This window comes from Shewanella sp. TB7-MNA-CIBAN-0143, assembly GCF_040310065.1.
In the GTDB taxonomy this organism is placed as follows: Bacteria; Pseudomonadota; Gammaproteobacteria; order Enterobacterales; family Shewanellaceae; genus Shewanella.
This window is the reverse complement of the sequence record NZ_JBEOPL010000007.1, coordinates 72,809-87,680: the sequence shown is the minus strand read 5'-3', so window position 1 is coordinate 87,680 and position 14,872 is coordinate 72,809. Positions and strand designations below refer to the sequence as shown.

13 protein-coding genes and 1 riboswitch are annotated in these 14,872 nt (G+C 43.0%); of the genes, 9 read left to right on the top strand and 4 right to left on the bottom strand.

What is annotated here, in order from left to right:
• Positions 1-61: 61 nt before the first annotated feature.
• A complete protein-coding gene (locus AAEY97_RS07695) occupies positions 62-1,264 on the bottom strand; it encodes an aromatic amino acid transport family protein (protein ID WP_101086163.1) in 1,203 nt (400 codons plus the stop codon).
• Positions 1,265-1,522: 258 nt separating this feature from the next.
• Positions 1,523-1,634: riboswitch (yybP-ykoY riboswitch) on the top strand.
• A 95-nt stretch (positions 1,635-1,729) separates the two neighbouring features.
• Between AAEY97_RS07695 and AAEY97_RS07690 the strand changes: the two genes are divergently transcribed.
• From AAEY97_RS07690 to AAEY97_RS07680, 3 genes are all read left to right on the top strand, one after another.
• Complete coding sequence (locus AAEY97_RS07690; RefSeq protein ID WP_192115431.1) at positions 1,730-2,284, top strand: TMEM165/GDT1 family protein; 555 nt, start codon at positions 1,730-1,732, stop codon at positions 2,282-2,284.
• Between the two features lie 11 nt (positions 2,285-2,295).
• The gene (gene mdtD, locus AAEY97_RS07685) at positions 2,296-3,705 is read left to right on the top strand and encodes a multidrug transporter subunit MdtD (protein WP_101086161.1); all 1,410 of its coding nucleotides are present in this window, start codon (positions 2,296-2,298) and stop codon (positions 3,703-3,705) included.
• Between the two features lie 267 nt (positions 3,706-3,972).
• The gene (locus AAEY97_RS07680; RefSeq protein WP_162022277.1) at positions 3,973-4,353 is read left to right on the top strand and encodes a SpoIIAA family protein; all 381 of its coding nucleotides are present in this window, start codon (positions 3,973-3,975) and stop codon (positions 4,351-4,353) included.
• A 100-nt stretch (positions 4,354-4,453) separates the two neighbouring features.
• Here AAEY97_RS07680 and AAEY97_RS07675 read toward each other — a convergent pair whose 3' ends face one another.
• Positions 4,454-4,648, bottom strand: coding sequence for a cytoplasmic protein (locus AAEY97_RS07675; RefSeq protein ID WP_101086160.1), 195 nt, complete (start codon positions 4,646-4,648; stop codon positions 4,454-4,456).
• 163 nt (positions 4,649-4,811) lie between these two features.
• Here AAEY97_RS07675 and ohrR point away from each other — a divergent pair, with 163 nt between their 5' ends.
• From ohrR to lysS, 6 genes are all read left to right on the top strand, one after another.
• On the top strand, positions 4,812-5,303 hold the full coding sequence (gene ohrR, locus AAEY97_RS07670) for a transcriptional regulator OhrR (protein ID WP_162022278.1): 492 nt from the start codon (positions 4,812-4,814) through the stop codon (positions 5,301-5,303).
• Entirely contained in the window at positions 5,293-6,426 is a 1,134-nt protein-coding gene (gene rlmC / locus AAEY97_RS07665; RefSeq protein WP_101086158.1) for a 23S rRNA (uracil(747)-C(5))-methyltransferase RlmC, read from the top strand. The genes ohrR and rlmC overlap by 11 nt, the downstream gene beginning before the upstream one ends.
• 178 nt (positions 6,427-6,604) lie before the next feature.
• Complete coding sequence (gene chrA, locus AAEY97_RS07660) at positions 6,605-7,756, top strand: chromate efflux transporter (RefSeq protein WP_335690628.1); 1,152 nt, start codon at positions 6,605-6,607, stop codon at positions 7,754-7,756.
• 139 nt (positions 7,757-7,895) lie between these two features.
• Positions 7,896-9,560: a methyl-accepting chemotaxis protein gene (locus AAEY97_RS07655; RefSeq protein WP_350997841.1), complete on the top strand. Its 1,665-nt coding sequence runs from the start codon at positions 7,896-7,898 to the stop codon at positions 9,558-9,560.
• A 299-nt stretch (positions 9,561-9,859) separates the two neighbouring features.
• Positions 9,860-10,958, top strand: a protein-coding gene (gene prfB / locus AAEY97_RS07650; RefSeq protein WP_162022282.1) for a peptide chain release factor 2 whose coding sequence is annotated in 2 segments (ribosomal slippage) — positions 9,860-9,934 and positions 9,936-10,958 — 1,098 coding nt in all. Because the reading frame shifts where the segments join, the coding sequence is not laid out codon by codon here.
• Between the two features lie 54 nt (positions 10,959-11,012).
• The gene (lysS, locus tag AAEY97_RS07645) at positions 11,013-12,515 is read left to right on the top strand and encodes a lysine--tRNA ligase (protein WP_182743557.1); all 1,503 of its coding nucleotides are present in this window, start codon (positions 11,013-11,015) and stop codon (positions 12,513-12,515) included.
• Positions 12,516-12,639: 124 nt separating this feature from the next.
• Here the strand turns inward: lysS and AAEY97_RS07640 are convergent, their stop codons facing one another.
• Positions 12,640-13,068, bottom strand: a complete 429-nt coding sequence (locus AAEY97_RS07640; protein WP_350997838.1) for a PaaI family thioesterase — start codon at positions 13,066-13,068, stop codon at positions 12,640-12,642.
• A 62-nt stretch (positions 13,069-13,130) separates the two neighbouring features.
• A complete protein-coding gene (locus AAEY97_RS07635) occupies positions 13,131-14,840 on the bottom strand; it encodes an FAD-dependent oxidoreductase (protein ID WP_350997835.1) in 1,710 nt (569 codons plus the stop codon).
• Positions 14,841-14,872 lie beyond the last annotated feature (32 nt).

Below are 14,872 nucleotides of genomic sequence, written 5' to 3'. Positions count from 1 at the left end.
TTTACTATCTTAACAGCGTTTGAAAAACTCGCTTACAAATCCACTTTATCAGTCATCGGATTTAGGCTAATGCCACCATCAACTGCGCCACAACAATTAATGTGCCGAGCAATCCTGCGGCGATAAGCCCCAATGTGCCACCAGACACTTGATAACCGCCCATTTTCTGCGCGCGTTGCTTTAATGCCATCGCAATGGGTAAATAGATAATCATCACCACTAATGGAATGGCTGCAAAACCAAGCACTTTGAAAAACCCGTCTGGGTAGTAAAGCGCACATAACAGCGGCGGTATAAAGGTTATCAACCATGTTTTAGCACGACCAACAGCGTCATCTTTAGCTCGGGTCAGTTCGGCGACATAATCAAATAGACTCATGGTGACACCTAAAAATGAGGTCACCAATGCAAGGTTGGCAAACAGATCAATTGCTTGGCTGATAATGTGTGACTGGGCTAAGCCTTGCAAAGCAGCAACCAGTTTAGGCAGTGAACCACCAAAGCTATGAACTGTTTCGCCGCCTAAAGAACCTAGCGTTACGAGCAACCACAGGATGTAACAAACCAGTGGAATGGTCGATCCTATTAATAACACTTTTCTAAGTGATGCAGCATCACCTTCTAAGTAGCGCACAATGGTGGCAATACACACATGGAAACCAAATGAAGTGAATACCACTGGGATGGCTGCTAACCATAATTGTTGCAGGGCGGTGCCCGAAGCCACATCGGTTGAATAATTGTTTAATGCACTGATTAAATTAACGTCTGGTAATAGAAATGCCACCACAATGACCAGCAGCACCACCATAGAAGTAAATAAAATACGTGATACTTTATCAATCCATTTAACACCAATGGCAATCAAGCCACCAAAAATAACCGTAAACAGTATGACGGCGACTTGGTTGCTCATGTTAATGCCGATGGGTTGTAAACGGGTTTCTAATAGCGATGACCCTCCCATTAGATACACCATGGTTAAGGCGAATAATAAGCTAAGGAATGAGCCACCTTGAATGAGCTGGCCGACTTTGCCCAGTGTTTTACCGGTAATGGCATGGACGTTATCGCCGACACCACTATGAAGATTAATTTCTAACATCAGTAACGAGGTGTAAGCCGATAAACCCCAAATAACCACTAATAAGATTAATGCGGGGATCATCCCCAAAGCAGCTGTTGCTAATGGTAGCGCTAGCATGCCTCCGCCAATTGCCGTTCCCGCGACAATCGAAATAGAACCTAAAGTTTTAAAATTCACAGAAAACGTCCTGTTTAATTATTATTTTATTTGTGTCGGACATTAGCAGAAGGGTGACAGAGCAGGCAAGGATCTTTGACTGTTAAAGGCTAACAGCTATGTTTATAAACAATGACACAACAATAGACCAAACTTTTTTACACGTGATTATTGCAATAGCGTAGCATTACGGCGTTACGAGTAGGGTAAGGTTATTTATATGTCGAATTTACAATGTAAAATGAGTGCGTTGAATAAAATTATTTAATCGTTATAATGCGACTTGTTTTAGGGGAGTAGCTAATCTTGTCTTGCTGTTATGGCACACAAGATGTCTGTATCAACATAATTGGCCTCACGCCATGGTGCAGACAGTAACACACTGTTAATCAGTGATTTTACCAAGCGAGACCTAAGCACAGTAACTGCATCAAGGGGTATGCGGTGGCTCGTGCTTAGTTGTCATTTACCCCTAGGAATATCACATTGGAAGCTTTATTCGCCTCAACTCTTACTGTTGCCATCGCTGAAATAGGCGACAAAACTCAATTATTAGCCTTACTGCTCGCGGTGAGATTTAGCAATAAAACCGCTATAATCTCAGGCATTTTGTTCGCCACATTATTAAATCATTTTCTTGCTGCATGGCTAGGTCAATGGGCCATTGCGTGGATTGATCCACAATGGGCGACCTATCTGGTGGCCGGGTCATTTTTTGCTATTGCACTATGGGTGCTGATACCCGATAAAATGGATGATGATGATAATCGCTTCTATAAACTCGGTGCTTTTACTGCGACGTTTATTTTGTTTTTTATTGCTGAAATAGGGGATAAAACTCAAATTGCGACAGTAGTCTTAGCGGCAAAATACCAAGCACTGACATGGGTTGTCATCGGCACGACATTGGGAATGTTAATTGCTAATGTCCCCGTTGTGCTGGCTGGGCATTTTAGTGCTAACAAATTGCCGATGAAACTGATTCATCGCGGTTGTGCTGTGTTGTTTGCGCTACTTGGGGTCGCTACACTGCTGTGGTAAAAGGAGGTTCAATGTCCGATAACCAAGTTCTTGATGCAGATACTGCCCGCGGGTTGCCCTGGGTTGTTGCCATTGCTTTTTTCATGCAGTCACTCGATGGAACGATCCTTAATACTGCATTACCCGCTATGGCCAGTGATTTAAATGAAGACCCGCTGCGTATGCAAGGCGTGATTATCGCTTACATGCTCACCGTGGCATTGCTGATCCCTGCTTCTGGCTGGATCGCTGATCGCTTTGGCACCAAAAAAATCTTCTTTGGTGCGATTTTATTGTTCAGCTTTGGATCATTGCTTTGTGCATTGTCCAATTCATTAGACATGTTGATTGGTGCTCGGGTGGTACAAGGGTTAGGTGGTGCTTTAATGTTGCCAGTCGGCCGACTTGTAGTGCTGCGGGCATATCCACGTTCGGAATTGGTACGGATTATGGGCTTTATCACCATCCCCGGTTTACTGGGGCCACTGCTTGGTCCAACGATGGGCGGTTGGATGGTGCAATACTTGACATGGCATTGGATCTTTTTAATCAATCTGCCTGTCGGTGTAGTCGGTTGTTATGCGGTGTGGAAGTTCATTCCAGATCTTCGTGGTAAGGAAAAATCACGTTTCGATAGCTTCGGATTTTTGTTGTTTGGGGCTGCGATGTTATTGATCACCATCGCTATGGAAGGACTCGGCGAACTGCACTTACCACACTTACGGGTGATGTTGCTGTTATTTGGTGGTATGGCGTGTTTGATAGCATATTGGCTGCGGGCTGGTCGTATTAGTAATCCACTGTTTTCGCCATCGCTATTCAACACCAAAACATTTGCTATTGGTCTTTTTGGTAATCTGTTTGCGCGTTTGGGCAGTGGTGCATTGCCATTTTTGGTGCCGTTGTTGCTGCAAGTTGCACTGGGTTATTCACCATCTCAGGCTGGAATGAGTATGCTGCCGCTGGCCGCTGCAGCAATAATGGCCAAATCAGTGGCTCGACCGATTATCGAACGCTTAGGTTATCGAGTAGTGCTTACCGCGAATACTTTGGCGCTTGGCGTTATGCTGGCGACCATGGGCTTGGTTAGCGAACAAACTCCTTACTGGTTGCTATTAGCTCTGTTGGCGATTCTTGGCGCGATTAACTCGTTACAATTTACGGCCATGAATGCCGTGACCTTAATAGATCTTGATGATGTTAATGCCAGTAGCGGTAACAGTCTATTGTCGGTAGTAGGTCAATTATCATTAAGTTTAGGGGTTGCGTGTGCAGGTGCTTTGCTCGGTGGCTTCAGTACCGATGTCGGCAGCGGTACAGGGGGAACAGTACTTGGCGCTTTCCAACTGACGTTCGTTACCGTTGGTCTTATGACAATGTTAGCCGCAGTGATATTTTCGCAATTATCTAAAGACGATGGCCGTCGGATAACGCATTCATAACAGTGCATCATTTCGCCGATTTCGGATAAAAAAGGTATTTTGCGATTATTTATAACGCGGTATTTTTTACCAAAATGATGCTCTGAATATGATACAGATAAACCTCAATTTTAATTTCCCATTAGTTTTTTGTGCAGTCCGGCACACACTTCATTGTATGGTTGGTTAAAATATAAGCATGCATAAGCTTTATGGATAGCCGTGTGCATGTAAATGTGTAAGCGGATGGTAAACGGATAGTAAGCTGATAGTTAAAGGAGTCACGATATGGATATGAAGAAACATGGTTTATCGATAGGCATAAACCGAATTGAAAATGTGTTTTTTGTGACATTAAAAGCCATTGGCACATTAACCCACGAAGACTATCTCGTCATTACCCCTATGCTAGAGGGGGCATTAAGCCAAGTAGATCAACCTAAAGTGAGTTTGTTTCTCGATGCTACCGAGCTCGACGGCTGGGATTTACGCGCCGCGTGGGATGATTTAAAGCTGGGGTTAAAGCACAAATCTGAGTTTGAAAGAGTGGCCATTTGGGGCAATAGAGATTGGCAAGAATGGGCGGCCAAAGTCGGTAGTTGGTTTATTGCGGGCGAGATAAAATATTTCGACGATGAAGATGATGCGTTGAAATGGCTTCGATACTAATACGATGTTCAAGGTATGTTTATCTCGAATGATGCCTAGATCTTTACCGTTGTGATGGCATGATTAACCCTAGGAACAGATTCTCTAGGGCTATAAGCATTTACGCCGTGGTATTAACATTGTGACCACTGTTGCCAACGGGCTGCGGCGCAGGTGGTTGTGCTGCTTCAATGAGCTGCAATGCCATTTGACCTTCAATCTTTTGCTGTTCTTTAGCCATTACGGCCACTTTTAAGCTACTGCCAGAATCAATCGTTGTTGGCATTGAAGACGGTGAATTAACACTAATTGACATGGTTAACCTTAATATAAAGTCGGATGGTAATAGTATATCGGCTGAAAATCGAAGTGCTTGACACATTTTTGCTAAAAAGCATTCGTTGAGCTTTTTTTGATTATAGGTTGCGCACAACCAATGTTATAATTAACTCATATTATTGGTTAGTGGAGTGAAGCCTATGTCTAGTAAAGCGCTTACTGAGTCTCAATTACCTTCAGCGCAAAACCCGCTAGCACTTGAAAATCAAGTGTGTTTTTCATTGTATAGTGCGACTAATGCGATGATCCGCGCATATCGACCATTATTAGATGAGTTATCGCTGACTTATCCTCAGTATTTAGTGATGATGGTACTTTGGAAAGAGCCGGGGATTAGTGTTAAAACCTTAGGTGAAAAATTACATCTAGATTCTGGAACGTTAACGCCCTTGCTAAAGCGTTTAGAAGGTAAGGGCTTAGTGAGCCGTGGTCGCAGTGAGTTAGATGAACGCGTGCGAGTATTACATGTTACTGAGCAAGGCCAGCAATTACATCAGCAAGCGTTGAGTATTCCTGAACAGATGCGTTGTAAAGTAGGTGGCACTATTGAAAACTTACAACAATTAAAGCAACTGTGTGATCAAGCATTTACCATGTTAAATTCCGGAGAGGCGAGCAGCTGTGAAATGTGATTATTTTGAGCGTGGCGATTGTCTGTCATGCCGCAATATTCAACTACCTATGGTTGAGCAAGTGAGTGTAAAGCAACAACAATTAACCGATTTGTTTCGCGGTATCTCAGTTAAACAATGGTTAGCGCCAATATTAAGCGCAGAATCAGGTTTTCGTAATAAAGCCAAAATGGTCGTTTTAGGTGCCGCTCACAAACCTATTTTAGGTTTGGTTAATCCTAAAGGGGAGCCGGTCAGTCTATGCGACTGTTCGTTATACCCTAAAGATATGCAATTATTGTTACACCGTTTAGAACGATTTGTGCAGCAAGCTGGTATACCGCCTTATCGGGTCGATAAAAGCAAAGGCGAGCTAAAATTTATTTTACTGACTCGCAGCCAAAGTAGTGGCCAGTTTATGCTGCGTTTTGTATTACGTAGTGACCAAGCCATCGTGAGAATTGAACGAGAATTACCCCAATTATTACAAGAGTTTCCCGAAATCACCTTAGTCTCGGCCAATATTCAGCCAATCCACATGGCTATTCTAGAAGGCGAAAGGGAAATATTTTTAACGGAAACAACACGATTAGAAGAACAACTTAATAATGTACCGTTGTTCATACGGCCAAAAAGCTTTTTTCAAACTAATCCGGAGGTTGCCGCCCAGTTGTATCAAATAGCGAGGGAGTGGGTTACTGAATTCAAACCGAACTATATTTGGGACTTATTTTGTGGTGTCGGTGGATTTGGGCTTCATTGCGCTAACAGCAATACCCGTTTAACTGGAATTGAGATCGAATCTGAAGCAATAGAATGTGCCATCTTGTCAGCAACCAAACTAGGGCTTACACAAGTGGATTTTAGTGCACTCGATTCAACTCATTTTGCCAAAGGACAATCTGCTCAAGATAAACCGGATCTTATTATTGTCAATCCACCTCGGCGTGGATTAGGCAAATCATTATGCGATTTATTGAGTGAGTTTGCGCCTAAAGCAATCGTGTATTCTAGTTGTAATCCACACACCTTAATGAGCGATTTAGAGTGCATTACCGGTTATCAAATCACCAAAGTTCAAATGTTTGATATGTTTCCTCATACCGATCATTTTGAAGTACTGGTTATGCTAGAACAGCTGTAATAGTCTTTGTTATCAATTAAGGTGTTTTATAATCGAAATTAAGTACTCGTTTGGTGTCGCTAAATTATAGGTTATATCGAACAAAGGTAGCTGTTAGGTTGTGGTATATGTTGTCATCATAAAAATGTCATCTCAATGTCATAACATTGTTTATTAACATAAAAAAGGTACTAGGACGATGTGGCAAATTTTCAGTCGCTTTTTAGCATTAGGGTTAATCAGTTTCGGTGGCCCTGCCGCTCACATAGGCTATTTTAGAAAAGCATTTGTTGACGACTTACAATGGCTAGACGGTAAACAATATTCAAGTTTTATCGCCCTGAGTCAGTTTATGCCTGGGCCAGGCTCAAGCCAGATAGGGTTTGCAATTGGGTATCACCGAGGTGGTTTATTGGGCGGATTAGCCGCCTTTTTAGGTTTTACCTTGCCGTCTTTTTTACTGATGTTTTTATTTGCTGTGACCAGTGCTCAATGGTTGGAGATAACGGCCGTAGAGGGGGCTATTCATGGCTTAAAGCTACTGGCAGTAGTGGTCGTAGCGGATGCGACTTTGTCAATGTTCAATCAATTCTGTCAACGAAAAACCGCTAAAATACTCATGGCTGCCACCGCCGTTGCTATCATATTAATGCCTTCATTATTAATGCAAATTGGCGTACTAGTTGTGGCCGCTATTGTTGGAGTCATGTTGATGACTCGGGGTGAGCGTATTACGCCAGACACACCTGCTATCGAGCTTAATTATGCTTGGTTAGCGTTATTTATTATAGGCATCGCAGCATCTTTATATTTGATCAATCAACCTGACAGTCTTGGACAGATTTTTGCGCAATTCTTCCAAGTGGGCAGTTTAGTATTTGGCGGTGGGCATGTGGTATTACCCTTGCTTGAAACCAGTGTCGGTGAATACATTACCCCAGATCGATTTTTAACTGGCTATGCACTTGCGCAAGCCATTCCTGGCCCTATGTTTACCTTAGCAACCTTTTTAGGGGCAGATTTATGGTTAGAATCTCCTATTTTGGGCGCGTTAGTGGCGACGTTAGCTATTTTCCTTCCAGGTTTTTTATTGATGCTGGTGGGCTTAAAAAGTTGGCATTCTATTAGCCAGCATCCTGCCATAGCCGGTGCGTTAGCGGGGGTAAATGCAGCCGTTGTTGGTTTATTGCTTTCGGCGCTATATCAACCTGTGTTTACTAGTGCGGTGATCATGCCGCTAGACATGGCATTAGTGATCATTGGTTTTAGTGTATTAAAAGTCTTTAAGCCCGGTCTTGTATGGTTGGTAATAGGATTTGCAGCAATGGGCAGTGGATTGACAATGTTGTAAAACGGTTATTATATTGTATGATTTTGCGATAGGTCTCACTTTATTGAGTTGCAATAGTTTGTTAGCTTAACCATCTATAATAAATAGACTATTATATTGATAGACTATTACCTAAAAGACCTTCAAAAGGCTGGCCACTATGCTGAGATCTTCCCTACGCAATAAACTACTGGGGTTATCGCTAATTCCGCTTTCGTTAATCCTCGTCGTACTACTGAGTATTTTTTATGTTAATGAAAAATCGTCTTTAACCAAGGATATTGATAACTTTCGCAGTGAATTAATTTCAGAGCGTAAAAACCAACTAAAAGAAGCTGTTCAGATTGCCCAAGGAGTCGTTGAGTATCAACTTGCTTTGGGGAGCAATGGTAATGTCAATGGAGCCTTACGAGATTTACGCTTTGGCAGTGCAGGGTATTTCTTTATGTATGATGATGCCGGCGTCAATATTTTTCATCCGACTATGCCTGAACTTGAAGGCCAAAACAAAATTGACATGGCCGACCCTAATGGTACCAAAATTATTGTTGGGTTATTAGATGCGGCTAAATCGGGTACTGGTAATTTTTCTTATTATTATAAAAAGCCCGGTAGCGAACAGCTTGTAGAAAAACTCGGTTTCGCGGTAATGATCCCTAATACCAATTGGATGTTAGGCTCGGGCGCTTATATTGATGATATTGAAGAGTCTATTGGCGGGTATGAAACCTATAAAACTGAAGAGATGAATCAAAAAGCATTCATGTTTCTATTAATTGCTTTAGGTCTTACGGGGATGACTGCTTTTGGCGTGGTGCTGATGGCCCATAAAATGGTGGTGCCAATTCAAAATATGGCGTCATCGCTTAATGATATCGCTAAAGGTGAAGGTGATTTAACCAAACGTTTAGATATCACCAGTGAAGATGAGATTGGCCAATTAGGCAGCGCATTCAATCTGTTCATCGACAAATTACAACATATTATGGGTGATGTGGCTGGTGCGACCGACAGGGTTAAGCATGCGGCTCAAAGTATCAGTGGCCAAACAGTGTCAATGACAGAGCAACTCTACAATCACAATAATGAAATTGACCAAATTGTCACCGCGATCACCGAAATGTCGGCGACGGCGCATGACGTGGCCCACAATACTAATATGGTAGCTGAAGCCACGCATGCTGCCTCTGATAACGTCACGAAAGCGCAAGATTGTGTCGATACCTCATTAACGGAAGTGTCTAATTTAATGAACCAAATTGACAACGCTGCGGCCAACGTCAAATCATTAAGTGAACAATCTAAGAAAATTAATTCAGTGCTGAGTGTGATAGGTGGGATTGCCGACCAAACTAATTTACTGGCACTCAATGCGGCAATCGAAGCAGCCCGAGCGGGCGAGCAAGGTCGGGGTTTTGCGGTTGTTGCTGATGAAGTGAGAAACTTGGCTAGTCGAACCCAAGCCAGTACGGTTGAAATTAATGAAATGCTGGCAGAACTGAATAAGCTAGTGACTCAAACGGTACAAACTATGGAAGAAAGCCAGGTGAGTTGTTTGAGTTCGGTGGAGTCTTCTAGAGCGATTTCTGAAAGTTTAGGTGCCGTGACATCATCAGTAACCAGCATTAATGACATGAGTACTCAAATTGCCACAGCGGCTACTGAACAAAGCTCAGTGACCGAAGAAATCAATCGCAATATCAATTCAGTGCAAGAGATTGTTAATACGTTATTGGTGGCTAGTCAAGATGCGTCCGGTATGAGTAAAACCGTTGCTGATGATGGTCAGACGTTAGCGGAATTAGTGGGTCAATTTAAAATATAATGTTTACTTGGTAGGTAATTAAAAATGAACCCGAAGCGGTTCATTTTTTTTAGTCCAATTTTTAATCTACACCAGAGCCTAAATTTGAACCTATATTTGTTGAAGCAAACTTTAACATTATAAGCGGTCCATTTATTCTATTCATTCATGGGTAAGTGTTTTTCCAGATGTTGATTTGATGAAATATATTCGTCATTTGTTTATTAATAATCGGCCTTCCGGTCTAGGTTTAGTGCCTATCATGGGGTAAAATGCGCCGTTGCACCTTTTGTTAACCGCCAAATTTAAGTTGAATATTCATGTTTGAAGTTAATCCGGTAAAATTCAAAATTAAAGAGCTAGCCGAACGTACTGAGTTACTTCGGGGGTATCTTTGACTACGCTGCTAAAAGTGAGCGTTTAGAAGAAGTCAGTCGCGAGCTCGAAAGCCCTGAAGTGTGGAATGAGCCTGAACGTGCTCAAGCATTAGGTAAAGAGCGTGCTGCGTTAGTGGTTGTGGTCAAAACTATTGATGATATGGACACGGGTCTAGAAGACATCCAAGGGTTACTTGAGCTTGCCATTGAAGAAGATGACGAAGAAACCTTTAATGATGCTGCCGCAGAACTTGAGGAGTTAGACACTCGTCTGGCTGATCTCGAATTCCGCCGCATGTTTTCAGGTAAGAGTGATGCTTCAAACTGTTATCTTGATATTCAATCTGGTTCAGGCGGCACCGAAGCACAAGACTGGGCCAACATGGTTCTGCGCATGTATTTACGCTGGGGTGACGCGCATGGTTATAGCCCAGAGTTAATGGAAGTGACCGACGGCGATGTGGCAGGTATTAAAGGTGCTACGATTAAGTTCACTGGTGAGTACGCTTTTGGTTGGATGCGAACAGAGACGGGTGTGCACCGTTTAGTACGTAAATCGCCATTTGATTCATCAGGTAAACGTCATACTTCTTTCTGTTCTGTTTTCGTTTACCCTGAAATTGATGATGATATTGAAATCGATATCAATCCATCAGATTTACGTATCGACACTTACCGTGCTTCTGGCGCGGGTGGTCAACACGTAAACAAAACCGATTCTGCGATACGTATTACACATTTACCAACCAACACTGTGGTGCAATGTCAAAACGATCGCTCGCAACATAAAAACCGTGACTCTGCTTTTAAGCAATTAAAGGCGAAGTTGTACGAGTTAGAAATGCATAAACAAAATGCCGATAAACAAGCTGCTGAAGATGCAAAATCAGATATCGGCTGGGGCAGTCAAATTCGTTCATACGTATTAGATGACGCCCGTATCAAAGATTTACGTACAGGGGTTGAGAACCGCAACACTCAAACTGTGCTGGATGGTGATTTAGATAAGTTTATTGAAGCCAGCCTAAAATCAGGACTTTAATTAAATTAACTTTTTCCGCCATGTAAGTGTGGCGAGTAAACGCGAGAATATAATATGACTGAACACGTACAAGATGAAAACAAACTGATTGCTGAACGTCGCGCTAAATTAGACCACATCCGCACCAACTGTCCTGCGAATGCTCATCCAAATACATGGCAGCGTAGTCATAAAGCGGCTGAGTTACAGGCTCAATATGGCGAGCAAACCAAAGAAGCGCTAGAAGAGTTAGCTTTTCAAACCAGTATTGCTGGCCGTGTTATGGCCAAGCGTGGTCCGTTTTTAGTAATTCAAGACGTGTCTGGCCGTATTCAAGCTTATGCTGGTAAGCCAGTACAAGGCGACTTGAAAGAGCGTTATCAAGGTTTAGACATCGGTGACATTATCGGTGTTAAAGGTCAGCTGCATTTATCTGGCAAAGGCGACTTGTACGTTAATATGGAAGAATATCAGTTACTGACCAAAGCATTGCGTCCGTTACCTGAAAAATTCCATGGTTTAACCGACCAAGAAACTCGCTACCGCCAGCGCTATGTTGACTTGATTGTTAACGAAGACTCACGTAATGCCTTTATTATGCGTTCTAAAGTGGTTTCTGCTATTCGTAACTTCATGATCAAAAAAGAGTTCATGGAAGTTGAAACCCCAATGATGCACGTTATTCCTGGTGGCGCTTCAGCACGTCCATTTGTGACTCATCATAATGCATTAGACATGGCGATGTACTTACGTATCGCGCCTGAGCTATACCTTAAGCGTTTAGTGGTTGGTGGTTTTGAGCGTGTGTTCGAAATTAACCGTAACTTCCGTAACGAAGGTTTGTCACCACGTCATAACCCAGAATTCACCATGATGGAATTCTATATGGCATATGCTGATTACAAAGACCTAATGGACTTAACCGAAGAAATGCTGGGGTCAATTGCTCAAGAATTATTAGGCAGTACTAGCATGCCTTATGGTGAAGAAACTGTTGAGTTTGGTGGCGCTTATGCACGTTTAAGCATGTTAGAAGCGATTCAGAAATATAATCCTGACAATGCGACTATTCAAGCTATGACCTACGAGCAAGTTAAAGACGTAGAGTTTATGCGCGATTTAGCATCTAGCTTAGGCATCAAGCTAGAAAAATTCTGGACTTGTGGTCAGTTACTTGAAGAAATATTCGGTGAAACGGCTGAAACTAAGTTAATGCAACCTACTTTCATTACTGGCTACCCAGCGGATATTTCACCTTTGGCGCGTCGTAATGATAACAATGACTTCATTACCGATCGTTTTGAGTTCTTTATCGGTGGCCGCGAAGTGGCTAACGGCTTTAGTGAGCTCAACGATGCTGAAGATCAAGACAACCGCTTTAAAGCGCAAGTTGATGCTAAAGATGCAGGCGATGACGAAGCAATGTTCTATGACGCTGACTACATCACAGCACTAGAGCACGGTTTACCACCAACAGCAGGTCAAGGTATTGGTATCGACCGTTTAGTGATGCTATTCACTAACACGCATACTATTCGTGACGTGATTTTATTCCCAGCGATGCGCCCACAAGCGTAATGGCATAGGTTGGCAGTAGCTGACACTGAGGAATAATCAAAACCAGCTTTCGGGCTGGTTTTTTTTGACTAAAATTAACTGGAAATTTGTCTCGTACTGGTTAATTTGCTGCTTGCAAAAAACGCTAGCCGATGACGCCACTTTTAGGTTGGATAAACTTTGCCGATGCTGTCACGAAAGCTTTATTGTTAACAAAGAGCGCAGCTTCTAATTGGTACATCCCTAAACGTTGGCTCACCAATCGACCGACAATTTTGATGGCATCACCAACCTTTATGGGGGCAATAAAGCGGATGGTCATTTCGGCGGTTAATGCCTTAATACCTTGCATCAGCAAACAATGAGTCATAGCCGCATCGGCTAAGGCACTGGCAACACCGCCATGCAAGAAGCTGTTGTAGCCTTGAAGCTGCGGACTCACTTTATGATAACCGACAACTTGGTTATCACCGTCAGCAAAAAATTTACACTGTAACGACAATGGATTTTGTTTAGCGTCGCCACAGACAACACATTGACTGTGGCTTTGTTTGCAATCTTGATAATGGTTCACACAAGACCTTGTTTGTTCATTGTTATAGATGGCTTTAAGGTTCCCCTAAAGCCTGTTATAGACTAAAAGCGCGCATTAACCATTTGGTAGGTTTTATAACCACCAGTGAGGTTACGCACTTTAAAACCATGCTGTATTAACATGCGATAAGCGACATGACCGCGTAAACCCACCTGGCAAAATACCAGTAACTCTTTGTCTTTAGGGAGTTCGTTTAGTCGGTCTCGAAGCTCTGGCAGTGGAATATTCATTGCGCCTGCAATTGATCCCACGGCCGTGAGTTCTCCAGGGTTTCGAACATCGACAATGATTTGTTCTGCGGTCAAAGCGTGTAAATCTCGAGTGTGACATATGGCTTCATCACCTAATAATACATTGGCTGCGACCATACCTGCTTGATTGACTACATCGCGTGCAGAACTAAACGGAGGCGCGTATGTGAGCTCAAGATCGGCTAAGTCATGCACCGTCATACCAGCGCGTTGCGCCACGGCTAATACGTCCATACGTTTATCAACGCCGTCAATCCCTGCTGCCTGCGCGCCTAAAATACGGCCTGAACTAGGGCAGAACAATAGCTTTAAGCTAATAGGGTGAGCCCCAGGATAATAGCTGGCGTGGCTTGCTGTGTGGACATAGATTTTTTCAAATGGGATATTTTGCTTGAGTAAACTTTTCTCATTTAATCCTGTTGAAGCAATGGCCATATCAAACAACTTACAAATAGCTGTGCCTTGAGTGGCACGATATTTTTTATCACCACCAAGCATGTTATCGGCAGCTAATCGTCCTTGGCGGTTGGCAGGGCCAGCAAGGGGGATGAGTGTCGGATTACCAGTAACAAAATCTGCAGTTTCGATGGCATCGCCCACAGCATAAATATCTGCATCGGAGGTTCGCATGCCTTCGTCAACCCGAATACCACCGAGTGGGCCTAATACTAAACCGCACTCAGACGCCAAGCTGGTCTCAGGTTTAACACCAATGGCGAGGATGACTAAATCGGTTGCTAAGGTGTTGTTATCACTCAATGCTAGTTGCAGATGGTAGTGAGGTAATATTGGCTTATCATAATCACCGGTATTATCGGCTTCAGCCAGTTGTATCGGGTATTCATCAACAGCGGTTAAGCCGGTTTTTAAGCGTAAATCAACCCCATTATCAACCAGTTTTTGATGCAGCATATTGGCCATTTCAAGATCAACTGGCCCCATCACTTGGTCTGCTAGTTCGAGTAAGGTGACGTCTAACCCAAGGTGGCGCAGCGCTTCTACCATTTCTAAGCCAATAAACCCACCGCCTACTACCGTGGCATGTTTAGGTTTATGCAGTAGAAGATTCGACAGGATTTTATCCATATCAGGAATATTACGCAGGCTATGGACGAAATGGTTATTAATGCCGCTAACGGGTGGTTTTATTGGTGATGCACCGGGGCTGAGTAATAGCTTTCCATATGACTCTTGATACATTTCATTGGTCATAAGGTTACGTACGGTTAATTGCTTGGCTTGTCTATCAATCGCCACGACTTCATTATGTACCCTTACATCGACATTAAAACGCGACTTAAAGCTTTCAGGTGTTTGCAGTAATAGTGCGTCTCGGGATTCAATTTCACCACTAATATGGTAAGGCAAACCACAGTTGGCAAATGAAACAAATTCGCCCCTTTCAAGGATGATTATTTCAGCGGTTTCAGATACGCGTCTTGCTCTTGCTGCTGTCGATGCACCACCAGCAACACCACCAATAATGACTATTTTGGTCATGCAATTCTCCAATAAAATTAACGATTAACCTA

What these genes read in the sequence shown, in the direction of transcription:
- AAEY97_RS07635 (WP_350997835.1), bottom strand. Translation starts at nt 14,840, where the DNA reads ATGACCAAAATAGTCATTATTGGTGGTGTTGCTGGTGGTGCATCGACA.
- mdtD (WP_101086161.1), top strand. Translation starts at nt 2,296, where the DNA reads ATGTCCGATAACCAAGTTCTTGATGCAGATACTGCCCGCGGGTTGCCC.
- lysS (WP_182743557.1), top strand. Translation starts at nt 11,013, where the DNA reads ATGACTGAACACGTACAAGATGAAAACAAACTGATTGCTGAACGTCGC.
- AAEY97_RS07655 (WP_350997841.1), top strand. Translation starts at nt 7,896, where the DNA reads ATGCTGAGATCTTCCCTACGCAATAAACTACTGGGGTTATCGCTAATT.
- AAEY97_RS07675 (WP_101086160.1), bottom strand. Translation starts at nt 4,648, where the DNA reads ATGTCAATTAGTGTTAATTCACCGTCTTCAATGCCAACAACGATTGAT.
- chrA (WP_335690628.1), top strand. Translation starts at nt 6,605, where the DNA reads ATGTGGCAAATTTTCAGTCGCTTTTTAGCATTAGGGTTAATCAGTTTC.
- AAEY97_RS07680 (WP_162022277.1), top strand. Translation starts at nt 3,973, where the DNA reads ATGGATATGAAGAAACATGGTTTATCGATAGGCATAAACCGAATTGAA.
- ohrR (WP_162022278.1), top strand. Translation starts at nt 4,812, where the DNA reads ATGTCTAGTAAAGCGCTTACTGAGTCTCAATTACCTTCAGCGCAAAAC.